Source organism: Bradyrhizobium sp. NBAIM14 (genome assembly GCF_020193895.1).
Classification (GTDB): Bacteria; Pseudomonadota; Alphaproteobacteria; order Rhizobiales; family Xanthobacteraceae; genus Bradyrhizobium; species Bradyrhizobium yuanmingense.
This window is the reverse complement of the sequence record NZ_JADYVQ010000003.1, coordinates 418,642-441,286: the sequence shown is the minus strand read 5'-3', so window position 1 is coordinate 441,286 and position 22,645 is coordinate 418,642. Positions and strand designations below refer to the sequence as shown.

Annotated in this window: 23 protein-coding genes; 8 read left to right on the top strand and 15 right to left on the bottom strand. The window is 64.7% G+C overall.

All coding sequences use genetic code 11. The annotated features are described in order from the left end of the window. Positions 1-26: 26 nt before the first annotated feature. The gene (locus tag I6F28_RS11120; protein WP_036011154.1) at positions 27-380 is read left to right on the top strand and encodes a GrlR family regulatory protein; all 354 of its coding nucleotides are present in this window, start codon (positions 27-29) and stop codon (positions 378-380) included. Here I6F28_RS11120 and I6F28_RS11115 read toward each other — a convergent pair whose 3' ends face one another. The 8 genes from I6F28_RS11115 to I6F28_RS11080 form a co-directional block, all read right to left on the bottom strand. Then, positions 381-3,068 (bottom strand): PAS domain S-box protein, encoded by a 2,688-nt coding sequence (locus tag I6F28_RS11115; RefSeq protein ID WP_036011152.1) that lies wholly within the window; start codon positions 3,066-3,068, stop codon positions 381-383. 188 nt (positions 3,069-3,256) lie between these two features. Further along, entirely contained in the window at positions 3,257-4,051 is a 795-nt protein-coding gene (locus I6F28_RS11110) for an NUDIX hydrolase (RefSeq protein WP_225139886.1), read from the bottom strand. 4 nt (positions 4,052-4,055) lie between these two features. After that, a complete protein-coding gene (locus I6F28_RS11105; RefSeq protein ID WP_225139885.1) occupies positions 4,056-5,009 on the bottom strand; it encodes a dihydrodipicolinate synthase family protein in 954 nt (317 codons plus the stop codon). A gap of 125 nt (positions 5,010-5,134) precedes the next feature. Then, positions 5,135-6,013, bottom strand: a complete 879-nt coding sequence (locus tag I6F28_RS11100; protein ID WP_057029663.1) for an SDR family oxidoreductase — start codon at positions 6,011-6,013, stop codon at positions 5,135-5,137. 179 nt (positions 6,014-6,192) lie between these two features. Continuing rightward, a complete protein-coding gene (locus tag I6F28_RS11095) occupies positions 6,193-7,053 on the bottom strand; it encodes a MaoC family dehydratase (protein ID WP_225139884.1) in 861 nt (286 codons plus the stop codon). A gap of 197 nt (positions 7,054-7,250) precedes the next feature. Continuing rightward, a complete protein-coding gene (locus I6F28_RS11090) occupies positions 7,251-7,640 on the bottom strand; it encodes a Zn-ribbon domain-containing OB-fold protein (RefSeq protein ID WP_036011139.1) in 390 nt (129 codons plus the stop codon). Beyond that, positions 7,640-8,797, bottom strand: coding sequence for a thiolase family protein (locus I6F28_RS11085; protein ID WP_225139883.1), 1,158 nt, complete (start codon positions 8,795-8,797; stop codon positions 7,640-7,642). Before I6F28_RS11085 ends, I6F28_RS11090 begins: the two co-directional genes overlap by 1 nt. A gap of 978 nt (positions 8,798-9,775) precedes the next feature. Further along, positions 9,776-13,267, bottom strand: a complete 3,492-nt coding sequence (locus tag I6F28_RS11080) for an indolepyruvate ferredoxin oxidoreductase family protein (protein WP_225139882.1) — start codon at positions 13,265-13,267, stop codon at positions 9,776-9,778. A gap of 283 nt (positions 13,268-13,550) precedes the next feature. Between I6F28_RS11080 and I6F28_RS11075 the strand changes: the two genes are divergently transcribed. Continuing rightward, on the top strand, positions 13,551-14,798 hold the full coding sequence (locus I6F28_RS11075) for a c-type cytochrome (RefSeq protein WP_225139881.1): 1,248 nt from the start codon (positions 13,551-13,553) through the stop codon (positions 14,796-14,798). Positions 14,799-14,846: 48 nt separating this feature from the next. On the opposite strand, the gene I6F28_RS11070 is transcribed toward I6F28_RS11075, so the two are convergent. Next, entirely contained in the window at positions 14,847-15,491 is a 645-nt protein-coding gene (locus I6F28_RS11070; protein WP_225139880.1) for a trimeric intracellular cation channel family protein, read from the bottom strand. A 165-nt stretch (positions 15,492-15,656) separates the two neighbouring features. Between I6F28_RS11070 and I6F28_RS11065 the strand changes: the two genes are divergently transcribed. Next, entirely contained in the window at positions 15,657-16,046 is a 390-nt protein-coding gene (locus I6F28_RS11065) for a hypothetical protein (RefSeq protein ID WP_036011109.1), read from the top strand. Positions 16,047-16,205: 159 nt separating this feature from the next. Here the strand turns inward: I6F28_RS11065 and I6F28_RS11060 are convergent, their stop codons facing one another. The 3 genes from I6F28_RS11060 to I6F28_RS11050 are packed head-to-tail and all read right to left on the bottom strand — an operon-like array spanning position 16,206 to position 17,750. Continuing rightward, positions 16,206-17,015: an isocitrate lyase/PEP mutase family protein gene (locus I6F28_RS11060; RefSeq protein ID WP_036011106.1), complete on the bottom strand. Its 810-nt coding sequence runs from the start codon at positions 17,013-17,015 to the stop codon at positions 16,206-16,208. A gap of 51 nt (positions 17,016-17,066) precedes the next feature. Next, entirely contained in the window at positions 17,067-17,417 is a 351-nt protein-coding gene (locus I6F28_RS11055) for an antibiotic biosynthesis monooxygenase family protein (RefSeq protein ID WP_036011104.1), read from the bottom strand. 24 nt (positions 17,418-17,441) lie between these two features. Then, positions 17,442-17,750: an NIPSNAP family protein gene (locus I6F28_RS11050; protein WP_036011128.1), complete on the bottom strand. Its 309-nt coding sequence runs from the start codon at positions 17,748-17,750 to the stop codon at positions 17,442-17,444. 158 nt (positions 17,751-17,908) lie between these two features. Between I6F28_RS11050 and I6F28_RS11045 the strand changes: the two genes are divergently transcribed. The 3 genes from I6F28_RS11045 to I6F28_RS11035 all read left to right on the top strand — a co-directional run bounded on the left by I6F28_RS11045 (position 17,909) and on the right by I6F28_RS11035 (position 20,225). Further along, positions 17,909-18,607 (top strand): winged helix-turn-helix domain-containing protein, encoded by a 699-nt coding sequence (locus tag I6F28_RS11045; RefSeq protein ID WP_036011101.1) that lies wholly within the window; start codon positions 17,909-17,911, stop codon positions 18,605-18,607. A gap of 160 nt (positions 18,608-18,767) precedes the next feature. Next, the gene (locus tag I6F28_RS11040; RefSeq protein WP_036011126.1) at positions 18,768-19,778 is read left to right on the top strand and encodes an alpha/beta fold hydrolase; all 1,011 of its coding nucleotides are present in this window, start codon (positions 18,768-18,770) and stop codon (positions 19,776-19,778) included. 195 nt (positions 19,779-19,973) lie between these two features. Continuing rightward, positions 19,974-20,225, top strand: a complete 252-nt coding sequence (locus I6F28_RS11035; RefSeq protein WP_036011098.1) for a GCG_CRPN prefix-to-repeats domain-containing protein — start codon at positions 19,974-19,976, stop codon at positions 20,223-20,225. Between the two features lie 150 nt (positions 20,226-20,375). Here the strand turns inward: I6F28_RS11035 and I6F28_RS11030 are convergent, their stop codons facing one another. Further along, positions 20,376-20,663, bottom strand: coding sequence for a twin-arginine translocation signal domain-containing protein (locus I6F28_RS11030; protein WP_074448158.1), 288 nt, complete (start codon positions 20,661-20,663; stop codon positions 20,376-20,378). A 143-nt stretch (positions 20,664-20,806) separates the two neighbouring features. Further along, positions 20,807-21,121, bottom strand: a complete 315-nt coding sequence (locus I6F28_RS11025; protein ID WP_036011092.1) for a hypothetical protein — start codon at positions 21,119-21,121, stop codon at positions 20,807-20,809. A 130-nt stretch (positions 21,122-21,251) separates the two neighbouring features. On the opposite strand from I6F28_RS11025, the gene I6F28_RS11020 reads away from it, so the two are divergent. After that, positions 21,252-21,905 carry a glutathione S-transferase family protein gene (locus I6F28_RS11020; protein WP_036011089.1) on the top strand — a complete coding sequence of 218 codons (654 nt, stop codon included), beginning with the start codon at positions 21,252-21,254 and terminating at the stop codon, positions 21,903-21,905. Positions 21,906-21,980: 75 nt separating this feature from the next. Next, on the top strand, positions 21,981-22,133 hold the full coding sequence (locus I6F28_RS11015) for a hypothetical protein (RefSeq protein ID WP_193374987.1): 153 nt from the start codon (positions 21,981-21,983) through the stop codon (positions 22,131-22,133). A 120-nt stretch (positions 22,134-22,253) separates the two neighbouring features. Here I6F28_RS11015 and I6F28_RS11010 read toward each other — a convergent pair whose 3' ends face one another. Then, entirely contained in the window at positions 22,254-22,601 is a 348-nt protein-coding gene (locus I6F28_RS11010) for a hypothetical protein (protein ID WP_036011086.1), read from the bottom strand. Positions 22,602-22,645 lie beyond the last annotated feature (44 nt).

Sequence of the window (22,645 nt, the reverse complement as noted above, 5' to 3'; positions counted from 1 at the left end):
CGATGGCGGCCGGCCTACGGGACGTTATGAAAAACGGCCTCTATTCAATTCACGTCACCCTGCTCGATGGTCGAGTCGGCAAGGGCAGCGGCGTGATTCTCTTCCGCGACGGCAAGATTCTCGGCGGCGATGCCTACCTGTATTACACCGGCAGCTACACGGTGAAGGACAACAACAGCTTCAAGGGCGAGGTGTTGGTGCAACGGCACACCTCGCCTCGAGGCGATGACAATCCGCTGTTCGGCGGCCCTGCCCCGGTCGGCATCGGCGTCACCGGCACGTTCACGGACACGCGCGGACAGATGACCGGCACCGCGCTGGTCGGCAAGGCCAGCCAGATCTTCGGCGCGACGCTGCACAAGCTTGCAGACGTCGATTAGCTATTCCGCGGCCTGTTCGAGCGGCGCCACACGCGGCAGGATCATCTGGATGCGCGTACCGCCACCCGGTTCGGAATCGAGATCGAGCCGGCCACCGAGCCGGTTGGTGACGATGCTGTAGACGATGTGCAGCCCGAGGCCGGTGCCGCCTTGGTCGCGCCGCGTGGTGAAAAACGGATCGAAGGCGCGGCGACGGACGTCGAGCGACATGCCGCAGCCATTGTCGGAGAAGATGATCTCGACGTTGTCCTTGCCGGACTCGCGCACCTGGATCTCGATCGTCCCGGGCCGGCCGTCCGGGAAGGCGTGCGCCACCGAGTTCAGAAACAGATTGGTCAGCACCTGGCCGTACGGGCCGGGATAGCTGTTCATGGTCAGGTCCGGCTGACACTCGACGTTGAGCGTCAGATTGTGCTTACGCAGGCCCGGCCGCAGGCTCATCACCACCTGCTCGGTGAGGTCACCGAGATCGAAAGTACGCTGATCCGAATAATTGCGGTCGGCGGCGACCTGCTTGAACGACTGGATCAGCTCGGCGGCGCGGTTGAGATTGGAGACGAGCTGCGAGGACGCATCGCGGCTGGTACTGAGGAAATCGTTGAGCGTGGAGCGGCGCAGCTCGCCGCGCTCGACTTCGGCGGTGAACATGGCGGTCTTGCGCTCCAGCGCGGAGGCGACGGTGAGACTGATGCCGACGGGATTGTTGACCTCGTGGGCGACGCCGGCGACGAGGCGCCCGAGCGCGGCCAGCTTCTCGGCCTCGATCAGGGAGGCCTGGGTCTCGCGGAGATTGCGCAGCGCGGTTTCGGCGGCTTCCTTGGCCTTGCGCATCTCCTGCTCGCCGCGCTTGCGCTCGCCGATATCGAGCGCAACGGTCACGATCCGCTCGATCTCGCCCTCGGCGTCGAGCAGCGGCAACTTGTTGACCAGCCATTGCCGCATGTTGCCGGAGGCGTCCTGATACTCCTCCTCGTAGAAACCGAGACCTTTTCGAAGCTTGAGCACCCGCTTGTCGCTCTCGTCCGACTTGGATGCGCCGTAGCGCGACATCAGGTCGGCCGTGGTGCGGCCGAGCGCCTCGCCGGGCTCGATGCCGAAGATGCCGGCCATGTAGCGGTTCATCAGCACGTAGCGCAGATTGCGATCCTTGACGTTGATCACCGCCGGCACGGTGTCGATGACCTGCTGGAGCAGGCGCCGGCCTTCGGCGATGGCTTCCTCCGCCCGCTTCTGGTCGGTGATGTCGCGCAGCGTGCCCTCGTAGCGGATGATGTTGCCCGCTTCGTCTCGCACGCCCGTGGCGCTGTCGGAGAGCCAGAGGATGTCGCCGCTGCGCTGGCGCACCTGATACTCGAACTCGCGCACCATGCCGTCGCGCGCCATCAACCGCTGGTATTCGGCGCGCGCCTCGGGGTGGACGTAGATCGTGTGGGCGATGTCGCTGATGCTGTCGATCAGCTGCTGCGGGCTGTCGTAGCCCATCATGCGCGCCAGCGCGGGATTGGCGTTGAGGAGGTCACCGGCCGGGGTCGTCACGTAGATGCCGTCGATGGAGCCTTCGAACAGTTTTCGATAGCTCTCCTCGGCGAGCCGCTGCTCGGTGAGCGCGCGCACCGCCGCCTCGCGCGCGGTGTCGGCCTCCTCCAGCGCGCGGCGAAACACTTCGGCCGCCCGCGCAATGTCGCCGATCTCGTTGCCGAGGTCGGCGGACGGAATTGAGACATCTTTCCGGCCGGCGGCAAGCGCGCGAATGGATCGCGCGATCTGGGCGAGCGGACGCACCGTCCTGCGAACCACGAACCAGGCAGCGCCGATGCCGATCAGCACGCCGACCGTGCCGAGCACGATGCTCTGCCATCGCGCCTCGGTCAGTGTCCGGGCGAAGTCGCGCGACAGCACGTGACCGCGTCGGGAGCTGACCTCGCGCAGCAATTCGGTGACGCGGCCGATCAGCCGTCCTTCCGTTCCCAGCACCTCGCGATCGATGTCGGCGATCTGCCGCTCGCGGACGGCGACGGCCATGATCGCCTCGGCATAGTCGTTCACCGCCGACTTCAGCTTGGCATCGGCAATATCGAGCCCCCGCATTCCCTGTGCAGCCTGCTCGGCTGCGGACGGGTTGCGCGCGAGCAGCCCGATCGCGATCCGGCCCTGTGCCTCGGACAGGCGGGACGCCAGCTCGCGGTCCGCGGTGCCTTCAACCGCTGCGTCGAATTGTTCGCGCAGCGGCGGCAGTCCGGCGAGCAGCTGGGCGCGGCGGTCGATCAGCGTGGAGATCCGCTCGAGGCCGGAGCGATAGGTTGCGAGCCGCTCGGTGACCCCGTCGAGCATGTCCTGCTGCTCGGGCGCGAGCTCGATGCGGGTCTTCTTCAGGATGTCGCTGAGCGTCGAGGCCGCCTCGCCGACCTGCTGGAACTGGATGCCGGCACCGGGATCTGTGACGAAGTCGCGCGCGGCAAGACGCAGTTCGTTCATGCGGCGATCGATGTCCTCGGCGAGGTCACCGACGCTCTGCAGCCGCTGCAGCTCGGCGAAGGTCGAATCGATGTGCCGGATCGCAATCACGCTCGCAGTCGAGGTGACAATGATCACCGCCAGCACCAACAGGAAGCTACCGAAGGTGAGCTGGCCGATGGAGAGCGAGAAAGTTCGCCTTTTCTCAGGGGACGGCTTCAATTCGGCGGACATTGGTGGTTTGAGGACCGGACTGCTGGAGGTCCAATATACGACGTAATGCTGCCCGGGGGGAACATGCCTCGGGACGCGGAATATCGTTAATATCGGGACTTGGCGCCCGCTTCAGCTTTACGACAGTTTGACGATGGCTGCCCCTGCGGCCCGGGATTCGTCGATACTTCGTTGCGTGTCGAAGTGTACTAGCCGACGGCCCCGACCTCGAACACCTCGCCGTCATAGCCGGCCTCGCTGGGGATGCGGAGCTGACGGCCGGTTTCGGTTTTGGTCATCACCGGCATCACCGTAACGATCGAGAGGCCGCGGGCGTGCTCCAGCGCCGCGCTCACGCTTCCCTGCTTGGCGAGCCGGATCAGGTTGCGTGTGGTCGGGAACGGCAGCTTGAAACGGCCGCTCTCCCCGCCCTCCACCGCCTCGCGCGGCGACACCCAGATCGAATCGGTGGATTCCCGTCCGTCATGGGCACCGAGCTGGTCGGGCGGTGCCGCGGCCAGGAAGAACCAGGTGTCGAACCGCTTCGGCATGCCCTCGGGCGTGATCCAGTGCGCATAGGGCACGAGCGTGTCGAGCGCGAGCTGGAGATTGTTGTCGGCGAGAATGCTGAGGAAGCTGATCTTGTGCTCGTTCAGCGCAACGCGATGCTTGTCGGCGATCTCCCCTGCTCGCCCGGCATCGATTGGCGTACCCGTGTCCTTCGACCGCGCCAGCAGGATCCCGCTCTCCTCGAAGGTCTCGCGGATCGCGGCGATCCGGAAGCCGCGGTCCGCTTCGCTGAGGCTTTCGCCGCCCGAATAGAGGTCGGCGCGGGCGACGATCTCGTTGTCGCCGGCATCGACGCTGCCACCGGGAAACACCAGCGCGCCCGAGTTGAACTCGATCTGATGATGGCGGACCATCATGAAGACTTCGATTTCCTTAGCGCCGTCGCGCAGCAGGAGGATCGTCGAGGCCGGGCGTGATGCTGATGTCTCGGCCATGCAACTAGCCTGCGGCGCTGGATTGCGGGCCGAGATTGGCGCGCTTGTCGAAACGGGCGACCCGCGACAAGAGATAGTCGACCTCGGCCTTCGCCGTCGCCGTCATCGTCGCACCGGGCTTGCGCTGCGCGCTGGAGGCGATGATGCCGCGCTTCTGCAGCACGTATTTGCGCACGGTGAGGCCGACGCCGGGCTGCTGCTCGTAACGGATCAGCGGCAGATGCGCGTCGAAGATGTCATGCGCAGCGTCGCGCTTGCCGGCCTTGGAGAGGTCCACGACGTCGATCAGGAGCTCCGGGAAGGCGTAGCCGGTCATGGCGCCGTCGGCGCCGCGCTCCATCTCGAAGTCCAGGAAGGTGCCGCCATTGCCGCAGAGGATCGAGAGCGGACGGAGCGAGCCGTCCTTCTGGAAGCCGCGTAGTGTCGAGATCTTCTCCAGGCCCGGCCAGTCCTCGTGCTTGAGCATCACGCAGTTCGGATTGTCCATGACGATCTTGCGGATCACGGCGGGGGTGAACACCACCTGCAAGGTCAGCGGATAGTCCTGCAGCACCCAGGGCACATCAGGGCCGATGGCTTCCGCCGCCTGCTTGAAATAGCCGATGATCTGGTCGTCGGTGCGAAGCGAGGGCGGCGGCGCGATCATGACGCCGGCCGCGCCCGCATCCATCGAAGCCTTGGCCAGCGAACGCATGGTGGCAAAGCCCGGCGCGGAGACGCCGACGATCACCTGCATCTTCTTGGCGCGCTTGACGTAGCGCACCGCGACCTGCTCGGCCTCGACGGCATCAAGCTTGGGGGCTTCACCAAGAATGCCCAGCACCGTGACGCCGTCGCAGCCGACCTCCTCGTAGAAATCGGTCAGGCGGTCGATCGAGCGCTCGTCGATCCGGCCGTCGTCGTGGAACGGCGTCGGCGCGATTGCGAAAGTGCCCTTGGCGTCGGCGGTGAGTTTCATCGGTCCTCGTCTTTCTCTAATCTGTCATTCCGGGGCGCGACGCAGTCGCGAGCCCGGAATCCATAACCACGATCCGGAGTATGGATCCCGGGCTCACGCTTCGCGTGCCCCGAGATGACGGCCTTCTAAAACCGCCGTGCCCCCATCTTGATCTGCTCCTCGGAGAAGAAGATCTCCTTGGCATGATCGACAATGTCCTGGGCGTTCCAGCCCGAGTGCGGCGGCTTCCAGCCTTCCATTTCCATCATCCGCATCTCGCGCACGCCGCGGGGCCCGGACACGCCCAGCACCTTGCCGGTCTGGTCGCCCGACAAGTCGCTGACCATGTATAGCACGGCCGGCGCGATGCCGTCCGGCCCGAGCGCGGCGCCGGGGTTCTCCTTATAGCGGGGCAGGTCTGCGGTCATGCGGGTCAGGGCGCCCGGGGCCAGCGTCCAGATCCGGATGTTGTACTTGCGGCCCTCGATCGCGAGCACGTTGGACAGGCCCCAGATGCCGCCCTTGGCCGCGCCGTAATTGGTCTGGCCGAAATTGCCGATCAGCCCTGACGTCGAGGAGGTGTTGACGATGACGCCGCCGCCGTTTTCCCGCATCCAGCGAAACACCGGCATGGTGCAACAAAAGGTACCCTTCAGATGGACCTTGATGACCTTGTCCCAGTCGGCCTCGCTGGCCTTGTGAAAGGTCTGGTCGCGCAAAATGCCGGCATTGTTGACCAGGATGTCGGCCCGGCCGAAATGCTTGATGGCGTCGTCGAACACCGACTGGCCGCCTTCCATGGTGGAGATGTCGGCACCGTTCGCGACCGCCTTGCCGCCCTGGGCCCTGATCGCGTCCACGACCTGCTGCGCCATGGACTTGTCGGCGCCGGAGCCGTCGCGGGGACCGCCGAGATCGTTGACCACGACCGAGGCCCCCTCCCGCGCAAACAGCTTTGCATAGGCCTCACCGAGCCCACCGCCCGCGCCGGTGATCAGCGCGACCTTGCCGTCGAGTAGTCCCATGGTGGCGTCTCCGTGTTTGTTTTCTTTCTAACCTCTCCCCGCCTGCGGGGAGAGGTCGGATCGCTCTTGCGATCCGGGTGAGGGGGTACAGGTCTCAATACCGGCCCGACTCGTGGTGAGAGCCCCTCACCCCACCCTCTCCCCGCAAGCGGGGCGAGGGAGTGAAACGCCGGTGCCCACTAACCCAGCACCGTCTTGCCGTTCTTGATCACCGTCACCCCGCGCGACTTCACCTTGGCTTCGAACGCGATCACGTTGCCGTCCTTCCAGAGGTCCATGGTCACGGTCTCGCCGGGATAGACCGGCGAGGAGAACCGCGCGACGTGCTGACGGAAGGCGCTCGCATCGTAGTCGGCATAGGTCTGGAGCACGCCGCGGCAGGTGATGCCGTAGGTGCACATGCCGTGCAGGATCGGACGCGGGAAGCCGGCTTTCTTGGCGAACTCGGGATCGGAGTGCAGCGGGTTGCGGTCGCCGCAGAGGCGATAGACCAGCGCCTGGTCGGGGCGCGTGGTGATGTCGATGGTCTTGTCCGGCTCGCGCGATGGGATCTTGTGCGGATCGGGCTGGGTCAGGTTCGGCCCGCCGAAGCCGCCATCGCCGCGGGCAAAGCGCGAGGCGACCAGCGTTGCCAGCTTCTCGCCCTTCTCGTTCTTCAGCACGGTCTGGTGAACGATGACCACGCCCTTGTCCTTGCCCTTGTCGTAGACTTCGAGCACCGAGGAGTCGGCGGTGATGTTGGCGGCGACCGGCAGCGGCTGGTGGAAGGTGATGTCCCGTTCGCCGTCGACCACCATGACGCGGTTGAGATTCATCTCGCCCGGGCCCGAGCCCCAGGCCGCGACAGAGGCGAAGGTCGGCACCACCTTCAGCGGCCGCGGCGTGAACGTGCCCTCGTTGACGAAGGCGAGTTCGTTCTCGTCCATGGGATCGGCACCGAGGCCGATGCCGTAGGCGTAGAGCATGACTTCGCGATCGGTGTAGGCGTATTTCTGGCCGAGATTTTTCAGGCTTTTGAGCTCTTCGTATCTGGCGGACATTCTTCTGGTTTCTCCCGGGATTTCACCGGCGCTTACTGATGCGCCCTCTCCCCTTGCGGGAGAGGGCTCCGAGGTGCCGGCCACATACGCGTTTGGGTGAGGGGTTGCTTCCACGTTGAAGATTCTCTCCGTGGAGAGAACCCCTCATCCGGCGCTTCGCGCCACCTTCCCCCGCAAGGGGGGAAGGAAGAAAGCAATCAAGCCACCGTGAAGAACGGCAGCGGGGCGCCGTCGGTCGGCTTGAACACCACCTTCACCTTCTGACCGATCTTGAGCTTCTCCAGATCGCAGTCGACGAAATTGGTCTGCACCGATGGCCCCTCCTTCAGCGTGACGTAGCCGATGGCGTAAGGACCGGTCGGCGATTTCCGCATCAAGCTGTAGGTGTAGATCGTGCCCTCGCCCGAGGCCTGCTCCCACACCGTCTTGTCGGAGTAGCAGAACGGGCAGATCGAGCGCGGGAAGTAATGCGCTTCGCCGCAGGCGGTGCAGCGCTTGATCATGAACTTGCCCTCTTTCGCGGCGTCCCAGAACGCTGATGTCTCGGGATTCGTCACCGGGGCCGGATACTTTTTCACTTCGCTCATCACACGCGCTCCAGAATGGCGGTCGAGGCGGCGTGGCGGACGCCGAGGAGGCCGCCGGTGCCGTGGGCGATGGCGAGATCGCAATTCTTGACCTGCACCTTCGGATGCGCCTCGCCGCGCAGCTGCCTGACGGCCTCGAGGATCTTGGTCATGCCGCCGCGGTTGACGGGGTGGTTGCTGCAGAGGCCGCCACCATCGGTGTTGAACGGCAGCTTGCCGACGCCCGAGATCAGGTTGCCGTCGGCGACGAACTTGCCGCCCTCGCCCTTCTTGCAGAAACCGAGGTCTTCGAGCTGCATCAGCACGGTGATGGTGAAGCTGTCATAGATCGAGGCGTATTTGATGTCCTTCGGCGTGATGCCGGCTTCCTCGAACGCACGCGGACCGGACCAGACGCCGGCGGAGTAAGTGAGGTCGAGATCTTTGCCGCCGCGCGGGCCCTTCATCGCCTCGCCATGGCCGATCAGGCGCACCAGCGGCTTCTTCAGGCTCTTGGCAATCTCCGGCGTCGTCACGATCAGCGCGCCGCCGCCGTCGGAGACGACGCAGCAATCCATGCGATGCAGGGGATCGGAGATCATCGGCGAGTTCAGGACGTCCTCGACAGTGACCACGTCCTTGAGCATCGCATGCGGATTGTACTGCGCGTGATGCGAGGCCGCGACCTTGATCCAGGCGAGCTGCTCGGAGGTGGTGCCATAGTCGTGCATGTGGCGCATGGCACACATGCCATAGGCATTGTGCGTGGTCGCCCCGTAAGCGGTTTCGAAATCGACCTCGGCGCCGGAAGCGCGCGGCGGCATCGCGCCGGTGCGCGGCTTGCCGGCGAGCGTCACGAGCGCGATCGAGCATTTGCCCGCGGCGATCGCCTCGGCGGCATGGCCGAGATGGATGATGTAGGAGCAGCCACCGGTCTCGGTGGAATCAATGTGGCGAAGCCTCTTGGTGTTCAGGCCGAGATAATCGACCATCGGCCAGGCGCCGCCGGGCGCGTCGCCCGCACAGAAATAGCCGTCGATATCATCCTTGCTGATCCCGGCATCCTCGATCGCGCCCTTGGCGACCTCGGCGTGGAGCTGGGCGGTGGATTTGTCCGGCGCATGCCGGGTCGGGTGTTCGTAGATCCCGGCAATGTAGGCCTTGCCCTTGATGGTCAAAACTTCAGTCTCCGCTCGCGTCTCGTTCGTGGCTCTTTTTTTGGCTCTTTTTTCTGAACCGCACCGGGCTGATTGGCAAGCGCGGAAATATTCCGCCCCGCGAGAGGGTAGTGGATTGGCGCAAGGGGAGCACATCCGAAAATCCGCCCCAGATAGCAAGCGAACCTGCCCTCCGCGTCGTCATTGCGAGGAGCCCTTGCGACGAAGCAATCCAGAGCCCCCTCCATTGAGGAATTCTGGATTGCTTCGCTACGCTCGCAATGACGGAGTTTGTTGCCACTGATGGCGCTGCTTCAACTCAAGACTCGCTCGCAGACACACGCCCGCATCCTCGCGGCACATCTCGCCCGAGTTTTGCTCCCGTCTTGCTCCCTCCGAAGACAGAGGGCGCAGGGAAGACCGGGTGCCGGCTGGGCACCCATGGTCCGCTGTGCGCGAATTGCGCGAAAAACAGATGCACAGCGGCATACAGGTGAAGCCCAACATCCGGCCTTCCCTGCGCAGTGGCTTTACGGCTTATGTCGCGCTCTCCCCGGGGAGCGATGCACTATTGCCCCCGTCGCCTTGCGAGAGAGACCCGCACGACTTGACGCACAGACCCCGGGCGTCAGGACCACACGATTTTGCCGTACGCGAGACCGCGCCCGTCGTGCGCGCGAAAGACTCGCGCGACGCAGCCCGCGTCCACCGCCGCTCACCCCGCGTTTCGTGACGATCGCGATACGCCCCTCTGAGAGGGATGAGGTGGCGGACAGATACGATAATTCCGAATTTCGGTAAAGCGGAATTTTTTTGCGCGACCGGCTTGACCATGGCTTGAGTGTTTTGCCCGACGCGTAGTGCTAGGGGTGGTGTCGTAGGGTGGGTTAGCCGAAGGCGTAACCCACCGCTTCGCTCTCAGCGGCGGCAGAAGCGGTAGGTTACGCCCCGCGAACGCGCTTCGCGCATTCACAAGGCTAACCCACCCTACGGGAGCGCCTACTCCGCCGCGATCTGCCGGGGCGCCGGCGGCGGGTTGGCCAAATCCGCGGCGAGCTGGGCGTAGCGGGCCTTGGCGTCGTGTACGGCCTTCTCCTTCACGGGGCCGTAGCCGCGGATGCGGTCGGGCAGTGAGAGCAGCTCGACCGCGGTGTCAATCGTGAGCGGCGACAACAGGCCGAGCACGGTGGCGACGTCCTTCTCGTAGCTGGCGATGAGATCGCGCTCGAGCTTGCGGTCGGCGCTGCGGCCGAAGATGTCGAACGGCGTGCCGCGCAGGAACTTGAACTTGGCCAGCACTCGGAAGACCTTCAGCATCCACGGGCCGAAGGCGCGCTTCTTCGGGCGCCCAAGTGCATCGACACCGCTGCTGAGGATCGGCGGCGCGAGATTGAAGTTGAACTTGAAGTCGCCCTCGAACTGGTCGCGGAGCTGCTGCTCGAAGGCGCCGTCGGTGTAGAGGCGCGCCACTTCGTATTCGTCCTTGTAGGCCAGGAGCTTTGCATAATTCACGGCGACCGCGCGCGGCAGTGCATCGCCATAGCCGCCCTTCGCGGCGGCATCGCGGACCTGGTCGACCAGCTTGCGATAGCGCTTGGCGAGACGAGCGTTCTGGTAGGCGGTCAGATGCTTGGCACGGTGCTCGATGACCTCGTCGAGCGTCATGGCATCGAGCGCCTTCGGCGCAGCCACTTCGTCCCCGCCCTTCAGCATATCCGCAAGGCGCTTGGGGTCGGCGACCGCGAGACGGCCAAGGCGGAAAGCTTCCTTGTTCATCTTGATCGAGACGCCATTGACCTCGATCGCCTGCTCGATCGCTTCCGCGGAGAGCGGCAACAGACCCTTCTGATAGGCATAGCCCATCATCATCATGTTGGTGGCGATGGCATCGCCGAGCAGCTGCTCGGCAGGCTTGGTGAAGTCGAAGAACACCGAATCCTTGTGCAGCGCCGTTTCCAGGAGCCCGTTCAGCTTGCGGGTCTGGAAATTGAAATCGCGATTGAGGATGAAATCGGCGGTGGGAATGACGTGGCTGTTGATGATGCCGTGGGTGCGGCTGGTGTCACAAAGGGTGATCGTGTCCTTGGCGACTGCGACGACTTCGTCGGCGGCGAGCACGAGATCGGCCGTGCCGGTGACGATGCGCGAGCAGGTCACCTCGGCCGGATGATCTGATAGCCGCACATGGCTGAGCACCGCCCCGCCCTTTTGCGCGAGGCCCGACATATCCAGGATCATCGAGGCCTTGCCCTCGATGTGGGCGGCCATGCCGAGCAGCGCGCCGATGGTGAGCACGCCGGTGCCGCCGACGCCGCCGACGGCGATGTTATAGGGCTTGTCGAGCGTCGGGCGCGAGGCCGGCTCGGGCAGCGTGCCGATCTCAGCGAGCTCGGCTGGCGCGCGGTGGCGCGGCGCGCCGCCGTCGATGGTGACGAAGGACGGACAGAATCCTTTCAGGCAGGAATAGTCCTTGTTGCAGGATGACTGGTTGATAGCGCGCTTGCGGCCGAACTCGGTCTCCAGCGGCTCGACCGAGATGCAGTTCGACTGCACCGAGCAATCGCCGCAGCCTTCGCAGACGGCCGGATTGATCATGACGCGGCGCGCCGGGTCCTCCATCAGGCCGCGCTTGCGGCGACGGCGCTTCTCGGCGGCGCAGGTCTGCACGAACACGATCGCCGAGGTGCCCTTGAACTCGCGGCACATCTTCATGACGTTGTCGAGCTCGTCGCGGTGATACTTCTTCACGCCGGGCGCGATGGTATCGGCCGGGTAAGCGTCTGGGTTTTCCGAGACCAGATAGAGCTCGCGGATGCCTTCGGCGTAAAGCTGCTGGGTGATCTGCTGCGGCGAGAGATCGCCGTCATGACGCTGGCCGCCGGTCATGGCTACCGCATCGTTGTAGAGGATCTTGTAGGTGATGTTGGCCTTGGAGGCGATCGCCTGGCGGATGGCGAGAATGCCGGAGTGGAAATAGGTGCCGTCGCCGAGATTGGCGAAGATGTGGTTCTCGTTGGTGAAGGGCGCGATGCCGACCCAGGGCACGCCCTCGCCGCCCATATGCGTGAACGTCTCGGTCGAGCGGTCCATCCACAGCGCCATGAAGTGGCAGCCGATGCCGGCCAGCGCGCGGCTGCCTTCGGGGACTTTCGTCGACGTGTTGTGGGGGCAGCCGGAGCAGAAATACGGGGTTCGGGAGACAGGCGCGACCGCCTGCATCTGGGTCGCCTGGCGGCCGTTGAACCAGTCGGCCTTGGCGCGGAGCATCTCCGCAATTTCAGGGTTGAGATCAAGTCGAAGCAGGCGCTCGGTGAGCGAGGTCGCGAGCGAGGCGACGCTGAGCTCGGCGGCGAAGGTCAGGAAGCGCTTGTCGTGCTCGTCCATCTTGCCGACGATGCGCGGGCGCACATCGTCGCGCCAGTTGAACAACACCTGCTTGACCTGGTTCTCGACGATCTCGCGCCGCTCCTCGACGATGAATATCTCCTCCAGGCCGACGGCGAATTCGTGCACGCCTTCCGGCTCGAGCGGCCAGGGCATGCCGATCTTGTAGAGACGAAGGCCGATTTTGGCGGCGACCTCCTCGGTGATGCCGAGCTCGCGTAGCGCCTGACGAACGTCCTCGTAGCTCTTGCCAGAGGCCATGATGCCGAAACGGGCGTTCGACGAATCCATGGTGACGCGGTTGACCTTGTTAGCGCGGGCAAAGGCGATGGCGGCAAAGCCCTTGTAGTCCTGCAGGCGCCGGTCCTGCTCGAAGCGGTCGTCGGGCCAGCGCAGGTTGAGGCCGCCGGGTGGCAGCTCGAAGTCGGTGGGAATGATGAACGGCTTCATCTCGTCGGTGAGGTCGATCTCGGCGGTGGTCTCCACCGTCTCCGTGATCACCTTCATGCCGACCCAGCAGCCGGAATAGCGCGACATCGCGATGCCGAGCAGGCCCATCTCGATCATCTCGTGGATGCTCGACGGGTAGAGATACGGCATCAGTGCCGACATGAAAGCATGGTCGGACTGATGCGGGACGGTGGAGGATTTCGCGCCGTGGTCGTCGCCGGCAAGGCACAGCACGCCGCCGTTCTTGGCCGAGCCCGCGGCATTGCCGTGACGGAACACGTCGCCGCAGCGGTCGACGCCCGGGCCCTTGCCGTACCAGATGCCGACCACGCCATCGTATTTGGCGCCGGGCGAGAGGTTGAGCTGCTGCGAGCCCCATACCGCGGTCGCGGCGAGGTCCTCGTTCACGCCGGGTTGGAACTTGATATTGTACTGCTCGAGATGCTTGCGCGCGGCGAACAGCTGCTGGTCGTAGCCGCCGAGCGGCGAGCCGCGATAACCGGAGATGAAGCCCGCGGTGTTGAGGCCGTTGGCGCGGTCGCGCCGGATCTGGGCCATCGGCAAGCGGACCAGGGCCTGGATGCCCGTGGTGAAGACGTGTCCGGTCTGCTGGGTGTACTTTTGATCGAGACTGATCGGACCCTGGTTGATGCCCATGCTGTCCTCGCTTGCGCCCTGTTCAGGTCTTGCTGACTTAAGTCGTTGCCTGCCCATTGGTTTTAGCTAGGGCGCGCCGACCACCTCCGCCACTCTATGTCGGATATTTCATGCTCCGCATCACAATTCTGGACCAAAGGAGGCCTCGGGTAAAAATCGCAATTTCGTGGCCTGAAACACGTTGGCGATTTTCAGTTTGTGTCACCATACCCCCATCGTTGCGAAATGAATCGACGCTTCCCTTCATGCAGGTAGGGTCGATGGGTCGCAGGGGAGGCTGTCGATGCGGACGATTCTGACGGGCCTGGCGCTTGTGGGCCTGGCGTTGTGCAGTGCGGTTGCAAGTACGGTCACAAGCGCGGCCGGCGCCGCCGGACCATCTTCCGAGCTGATCGCCTATGGCAAGGCGCTGGCCGAGGCCGGCGACTGCGCGGGCTGCCACACTGCCGATCCGGCAAAACCGTTCGCGGGCGGCAAGCGCATCGACACGCCCTTTGGCGCGATCTATGCGCCGAACCTGACGCCGGACCGCGACACCGGCATCGGCGGCTGGACGGATGCCGATTTCACCCGCGCCTTGCGCACCGGCATCGCGCCTGACGGCTCGAATTATTACCCGGCGTTTCCCTACCCCTATTTCACGAGGATGACGAAGGACGACACGCTGGCGATCCGCGCCTATCTCGCCACGCTGGCGCCCGTCACCAGCCGCAACAAGCCGCCGGAGCTGCGCTGGCCATTCGGCTATCGCGGCCTGATGCGGCTTTGGAACACGATGTATTTCAAGCCCGGCCTGTTCGAGCCGGACCAGACCAAGAGCGCGGCCTGGAACAGAGGCGGCTACCTGGTCACCGGGCTCGGCCATTGCGGCGCCTGCCACACGCCCAAGAATTATTTCGGCGCCGACCGGGATGCGCAGGCGCTGTCCGGCAACGCGGTCGGCGGCTGGTTCGCACCGCGGCTCGACGGCGCCCCGCGCACCGGGCTGAAATCCTGGAGCGAGGCCGATATCACGGAGTACCTGCAAAGCGGGCGCAATGCCAAAAGCCACGCCGGCGGGCCGATGGCGGAGGTCGTCGTCAACTCGACCTCGAAGATGAGCGATGCCGACGTGCGCGCGATCGCGATCTATCTGAAGAGCCTGCCGCCGGCCCGGCGCGAGACGATCGTAACGCCGCCGGACGCTGCCGAGATGAAGGCCGGCCAGGCGGTCTACGCAAAGCTCTGCATCGCCTGCCACGAGGCCGACGGCACAGGCAGCCCGCGCATCTACCCGCCGCTGCCGGGCAATGCGCTGCTGCAATCGATCAATCCGTCCTCGACCTTGCGCATCATCCTCGACGGTGCCCACACCGTGACGACGCCGCGCGCGCCGAACACCGGCGAGATGCCGGCTTACGCCAAGCAGCTGTCCGACGCCGAGATCGCCGCGGTGACGAACTACATCCGCAATTCCTGGGGCAATGCAGGCCCGCTGGTGACATCGGCACAGGTGGCAAAAGCAAGGAAGCGAGAGGCGAATGGGGAATAGCGAATGGCCCAGAACCATTCGCCATTCGCCATTCGCGCGCGACAGCGCTCACCGCTCTTCATCCCCCGTGAACACGAATTTCGGCATCTCCCATTTGTAGCGCACCGCAAGCAGGCGGAAGCTGATGCCGAGGACAAATGTCAAAATGGTCCAGAGCTCCGCGTTGAGCTTGAGACCGAACGCGGTCGCATAGAACAGTCCCGTCACCACCGAGACGCTGGCATAGAGCTCGGAGCGAAACAGCAGCGGCACGTCGTTGCAGAGCACGTCGCGCAGCACGCCGCCGGCGCAGCCCGTCACCATGCCCGAGACGATGACGATTGGCAGCGAGGCATCCATCTGCCAGGCAACGTCGCAGCCGGCCATGGTGAAGACGACGAGACCGATGGCATCGAGCACGATGAAGGCGACCTTCAGCCGGTGCGCGAGGCGCGCAAACAGGATGGTGAGGAAGGCGGCGCCGCCGGCGAGCGCGAGATAGATCGGGTTCTGCACCCAGGCCAGCGGATAATGTCCGAGGAAGAGATCGCGCAACGTGCCGCCGCCTAGCGCGGTGATGCAGCCGAGGAAGCAGACGCCCAGCCAATCCATGCTGCGGCGTCCGGCAGCGAGCGCAGCCGTCATGCCCTGCGCCGCCACCGCGGCCAGGGACAGGAAATGCAGCACGCTATCGGTAGGCGGCAGGCTCCACATCGCGTGTTCCCTCCTCCATGGCCCTCGAACTCAGGCGTGGGTTTCCCATGGAACAGGTTCCCGATTCCCCACACCGAGGCAACATGCGACGAAAGCACCAAGGCGGCGGAACAGAATCTCGCACCTGAGGGTTGTCCCGGGGTCATAACCGAGGAGACCAAATCGATGGCAGACGACCGTTTTCCCAACGATCCGTACCGCCCGAACCTCGCCGACGATGAGTACTCTCGCGCGGCGCGCCGGGATGCCGACCTGCAGGCCGATCCCGAGCTCGGGGAAGGCCCCGCCTCCAGCGGCAAGATCGCGCTGTTTGCGGTCGCTGTCGCCCTGGTGCTGGGCGCAGTGTTCTACGGCTTGAACAATTCCAGCACCACCAACGAGGCCAGCAACACACCGGCCTCGCAGACTGCGCAGACGCAGCCGACCAATCCGGCCGCACCTCCCGGCATGCGTGACGTGACGCCGCGCAGCAACACCGAGCCGGGCGTGACCACGGGTGCAGCGCCGAACAGGCCGGCCCCGAATACGCCAGCTCCGTCCGACGGCGCGAAGTAACATTTCGTAATGATGCGCGAGAGCGGCGGGATGCAACATCCCGCCGCTCTTCGTTTGGCTAAAGCGCGATGGGATTAGGATGAATCGTCATCGCGCTTTAGGTTATTGTTTGAGCATGATCTTCTCGGAAAACCGCCACGCACTTTTCCGGATCATGCTCTACCCGAACATCTTGTTGAGCTCGCCGCCGGGATAGCCGCCGCCGAGCTCGTTGAAGGTCCCCTTCTCCGCCATCTCCTTGGCCGCGCGCATGAAGCCGCCCCAAGCGGCGCGGGCGAGCGAGCCGCCGACGCTGATGCGGCGCACGCCGAGATCCTGGGCTTCCTGCAGCGACAGGCCGGAGCCGCCGATCAGAAGATTGAACGGCTTCGGTGCGACCGCCTTGACCACCGCGGCGATGTCCTCGCGGCTCTTCAGACCCGGCGCATAGAGGCAGTCGGCGCCGGCATCGGCATAGGCGGTGAGCCGGTCGATAACGAGCTTGAGATCGGTCACGCCCCACAGATAGGCCTCGCAGCGGCCGACCAGCAGCGTGCCGCTGTCGCCGATCGCCTTGCGCGAGGCCTTGATGCGCTCGACGGCCAGCGCGCGATCGTAGAGCGGCTTGTCCTTGTCGCCGGTGGAATCCTCGATCGAGAGGCCCGCAACGCCGGTGCGTACACCGCGCTCGACATTGTCCGCGACCTTGTCAGGCTCGACCGCAAAGCCACCCTCGAAATCGGCGTTCACGGGGATGTCGACAGCCGAGCTCAATGCTGCCAGATGCTGACAGACGTCCTCGACGGTGACGTGATTGTCGGCCTTGCCAATGGTCCAGGCAAAGCCCGCGCTCGATGACGCGATCGCCTTGAAACCGAGATGCTGCAAGGCTTTCGCGCTGCCGACATCGACCGGATTGGGCAGGATGAAGCAGCCGCTCTCGTGCATCTTCCTGAACGTCGCGCGCTTGTCAGCGGTCGTCACGTGCATGTTTCTCTCCCTTGTTAGCCGCGCAGAGATAAGGCTGCGTTTTCGAGTCCGCTAGTGCGCGTCATGCACGGCGCGGCTGTCCTTCGGCGCCTCGTCGCGGTCGTTCATGCCGTAGTCGCGGATGACGCTGGCGATGCGTAAGTGATAATCGGCGAAGATCTGCGCCCTGCCCCTGGCCTGGGTGCGGCGGTGCTCCATCGTGTTGCGCCAGGCCTGGACGGCCGCTTCATCCCGCCAGAACGACACCGACAGGATCTTGCCCTTCTCGGTCAGGCTCTCGAATCGCTCGACCGAGATGAAGCCGTCGATGGTCTGCAGCAGCGGCTTCAGATCGGCTGCAAGGTCGAAATAGGTCTGGCGGTGTTCCGGCTTGGGCCAGACCTCGAAGATCACGGCGATCATGGGCGTCTCCTGCTGTTGGTGGGCCTACAATACCACCTTGCGCAGGAAGGTGCGTTCTTCGGCGAGGATGAATTTCTCCGCCTCGGCAAAGTTGAAGTTTGCCATACCGTCGAGATCGGCGCGCAGCCGTTTGCGATAGGCTTCATAGGCGGCCAGGCTCTCGAACGAGATCAGGGCGGACGCGATGTTGTTGGTGCCCTCATGCGGCATGAAGTAGCCAATCAACTCGCCGCCACATCTTGGGATGATGGTGAGCCAGCGCTTCGAATATTCCTCGAACTGCGCGCGCTTGAACGGATCGAGCTGGTAGCGGATGAAGACGGTGACGGACATGATGGGCTCCTTTGTTTTCGCCGTCATTGCGAGCATAGCGAAGCAATCCAGGACTCCCTCCGCGGACGCAGTCTGGATTGCTTCGCTACGCTCGCAATGACGACGTGGTGACACGATACGCCCTTGCCCGACACCAACGCTTCGGTTACCATCGAAGCATGAAATCAGGACCCGACATCGCCATGGTCGCCTCGCTGGTTGGCGACCCCGCCCGCGCCAATATGCTCACGGCGCTGATGAACGGCCGTGCGCTCACGGCGAGCGAGCTGGCTCAGGAGGCCGGCATCACGCCGCAGACCGCAAGCTCGCATCTGTCGAAGCTCGAGGCCGGCGGCCTGATCGAGCCGGAGAAACAGGGCCGCCACCGCTATTACCGCCTCACCGACGACGACGTCGCCGGCGTGCTCGAGGGGCTCGCCGGCCTTGCCGCGCGGACCGGCCATATGCGCGTGCGCACCGGGCCGAAGGACCCTGCGCTGCGGCGCGCGCGGATTTGCTACGACCATCTCGCCGGCGATCTCGGCGTGCAGATGCTGGACTCTTTGCGCGAGCGACATCTGGTCAGGCAGAGGAAGCAGGAGATCGAGCTGACCGCCGAGGGCGAGCGCTTTCTTGTGAAGCACCTGCAGATCTCGCCCGACATGCTCAGCCATCCGCGCCGCCCGGTCTGCAAGGCCTGCCTCGACTGGAGCGAGCGGCGGCACCATCTCGCCGGCACGTTGGGCGCGGCCATGATGCAGCGCTTCGCCGAGCTGAAATGGGCCGCGCGCGATCCCATGCCCGGCAGCCGCGTCGTGAATTTCACCCGCACCGGCGAGAAGCAGTTCGCCGCGCTTTTCGGCGGCGGGAAGGACTGAGCACACTTTTGCGTGTGCCCTCTCGCTTCCGTCATGGCCGGGCTTGACCCGGCCATCCACGTCTTTATTGCGGCTGGCACGTGGATGCCCGGGCCTTCGCCTTGCCGAAGCGGCTTCGGCCGCGCAGGCGGGACAAGCCCGGGGCATGACGGAGACCGTGATGAACCGCATCTTCCTGGCCGCGCTTGCCGCCGCCCTTCTCGTTTCCCAACTGACATCGACCCGCGCCGCCGACACTGCGCCCCGCGAGCCCTATGGCATCGCGCTCGAAGGCTTTGCCTATCCTTACCCGGTGCACTTGCTCCCCGTCGTCAACGACGGCGAGCAGCTCAGCATGGCCTATATGGATGTCGCCGCGGCACGGCCGAACGGCCGCACCGTCGTGCTGCTGCACGGGCGCAATTTTCCGTCGAGCTATTGGGCGCCCGTGATCAAGATGCTGAGCGAGGCCGGCTTTCGTGTCGTGGTGCCGGACCAGGTCGGTTTCGGCAAGTCTTCCAAGCCGGCGGGCGAGCTGCATTTCGACAATCTGGCGCGCAACACCATTGCGCTGCTCGATCACCTCAAAATCGACAAGGCCGAGATCGTCGCGCATTCGCTCGGCGGCATGCTCGGCGTGCGCATCGCTCGCGCCTATCCGGACCGCCTCGCCCATCTGGTTCTGACCGCGCCGATCGGGCTCGAGGACTACCGCCTCTACGTGCCGCCGACGCCGACCGAGAAGATGATCGAGACCGAGGACAAGCTCACCGCCGACGGCTATCGCAAGCAGCTCCAGACCAATTACGCAATCAAGCTGCCGGCCGAGGCGATCACGCCGTTCATCGGGGCTCGCTTCAATATCAAGGGCAGCCCGGACTATCCGCGCTGGCTGCGCGCCTTCGTCTCTTCCGGCCAGATGATCTATCGTGAACCGGTGGCGCACGAGATCCCGCTGATCGCGACACCGACTCTGTTCATCATGGGCGCGGACGACCACAACGCGCCGGGCCGGCCGCTCGCGCCGGAGGCGCTGCGGGCCAAGATGGGGCAGAACGCAGAGCTTGCGAAGCAGCTCGCCGCGAAGATGCCGAACGCGCGGGCCGAGGTGATCCCCGACACCGGCCATCTCGTGTTCCTGGAGGCGCCGGAGACGTACAAGGAACTGGTGCTGGGCTTTCTCGGCCGCTAGCGACACCAGCGTGTCGTCCGGGACCAGATGCGGGGAACGTTCATGCCGCATTCAGGTCATGATTGGCAGGTTTGGATCGCAACGTGCCGGCACGTTTCTCCAATTTTAACGTGTCGAATCGTGTCTGTTGATTCATTGTGCGCCACAAGCGCCATCCCCCTAAGCCTGCCCCCAGGACGAGAAGGAAGATCAAAAATGAAATACCTGTTAGCCGCCGTCATGCTCGCCAGCGCGGCCGTCGTCGGTTTCAGCGAGGCGGCCAGCGCCGCCGAGGGCTGCGGCCGAGGGTTTTATCGCGGCCCCTATGGTCAGTGCCGCCCGATGCGTGGCGCGGTCGTCGTGCGCCCCGCCCCCGTGGTGGTCGCCCCGCCGGTCGTCGTGGTGCCCCGCGCGCGCGTCTGCCCCTACGGCTTCCGCTGGTACGCCGGCCGCTGCCGTCCTTACTGATCTTCTCCGCACTCCAGAATGGCCGCGCGGCATCCGCTGCGGCCATTTTCTTTTGGCGCTCTGACTTTCGCCCACGGAGCCGGGCGTCTCCAGAATCGAAACGGGGACCGCCAGCGGCGATCCCCGTTGAGTCCGCGAATGGTCGCGAGCTTACCAATAATGGCGGCGGCGCCAGCGCCGACGGTGCCGGCGCCAATGACGGCGGTGCCAGCCCCAGTGGCGGCCACGCCCACGCCAGTGAACCTGCTCAGGAGCGAGTTGCGCAGCTTCCTCACTGGTCGTGACGGCGGGATGAGCGTCGGGATTGCCTTGCGGCGCGTGAGTGGGATCAGCGAGCGGCTGCGGTGACAGCGGCGCGGCCTGTGCCGCGGTCGCGGCGAAGGCAGCGGCGCCCGCCGTCAATCCCAAGGCAAGTTTCAAAAAGTTCCGGCGCTCCATCGTTTCTTCCTTCTTGGATCATCGTGCACGTGATGCAGAAGGAATGTCGCTGCAACGCCATGAACCGAAGCTGAAGCCGGCGTTCAGATTCATTGCGAGCCGAGATGAAGAATTCGTGACTCCATCCGGGCTACAGGACCTCGCTACGTCGCGAACTCCTGCGCCAGCACCAGCGTCTCGCGCGAGCGCTTCACGTCGGGCCAGTCGCGGTTGAAATCGGCGACGAGCTTTTTCAGCGCGTCACCTTTCAGCATCGCGTTCAGCTTGGCCTCGTCATCGAACTGATAGATCGCCTGGTGCAGCGAGGGATCGTCGAGGCTCCAGAATCGCCACGCCTTGCTCACGCCGAAGGCCTTCACTGCGTCGGGCAAGTGTTCCGTCTCGTACCACCGGTCGAACGCAGCGCGCTTTTCGGCGTCGGAGACGACGGCGCGAACGACGAAGAAGGCTGCTGGCATCGGATTTCCTCCTGTTGTTTGGGGCGAGCCTAGCCGGTTAAGCCGCCGGCGACAAAAAGAGTTGGCCTGGATGTCGGAACGGGCGCTCTTCGTTCGTCCTTTGCATCGAACCAGGACACGGAGACAGAAAATGGCCGAGCTCACCCTGACCACCTTCGATTGGGTTCCCGCAGCGCCGCGAGGCTTCGTGCGTGACTTCCGCGTGCGCTGGGCGCTGGAAGAAGCCGCCTTGCCCTATCGCGTCGCCAGCGTGCCATTCGACGACCGCGGGCCCGCGCACTTCGCCCACCAGCCGTTCGGCCAGGTTCCGTGGCTGACCGACGGCGACCTCTCGATCTTCGAGACCGGCGCGATCCTGCTGCATCTCGGCGGCCTCAGCGAGAGGCTGATGCCAAAGGACCAGCGCGGCCGCACTGAAGCGGCGGAGTGGATGTTCGCGGCGCTCAATTCGGTGGAGATGGCCAGCCTGCCCTGGGGCATGTCCAAATTCATGGGACATCCGACCGACACGGCAGCATGGAAATTCGTGGACGACTTCCTCAAGCTTCGGCTCAAGCATCTCGAGGCGGTGCTGGCCAGCCGCGAATGGTTGGCGGGCTCCTTCTCCGTCGCCGACATCCTGATGGCGGACGTGCTGCGCGTCGTCGATGGTTTCAACGGGCTGACGGATAGTCCTGCCTGCCGCGCTTACGTCGCGCGCGCCACCGGACGTCCGGCGTTCGCCAAGGCCCACGCCGACCAGCTGGCGCATTTCGCCGCGGCGGATAAGGCGCGCGGGGCGTGATGCACCTCACATAATCGATGCTGTGCTTGGCATAGAGTCGCCCGCATCGGAACGATTCAATTCGACAGGTGACCCATGGTCCGCATCGAATATCTCAAGCGACAGATCGCCCGCGCCGAGCGGTTGGCCAAGGCCATCCTCGACCGGCAGACCGCCGACCGGCTCCAGGCCTACGCCGCCGAATGCCGCGCCGAATTGTCGGAGCTGACAGTCAAGCAGGCCGCGTGAGGCTTGCTGGCGCTGGAGGCGTCTGATGCGTAGGGCGGATTAGCGATAGCGTAATCCGCCACTTCTCCATCCGATGACGCACACCTTGGTGGATTACGCTTCGCTAATCCACCCTACACCTCACACCAGCTTCAGCGGCGCATCGGCAACGACCCTGAGGTCAATGCTGCCGATCAACGCCGCACGCCGCGCCTCCGCAGCACTGATGGCCTCGTCCGTCTGCCGCAACGTCGAGACATTCGAGCCGAGCGAGACAATCCCGCCGAGCACCAGCGCAATCGATCCGAGCGCCGCGGTCTGATCAAATCCGAACAGACCGAGGATCGTCACCAGCAGCAGCGCCGCCCCGCCACCGATCGCGATCTTGGACGCGAGGATGTACTTGCGGCACCGCTCAGCGATCTCGGCGAGCTCTTCGATCCGATCTTCGATATCGGAGATTTCATCGGTCGGATCGTCTTCGGTCATTGGATCGAGCGTGCCAAATCAGAAGGAGCCTGTCGCCCGCATGA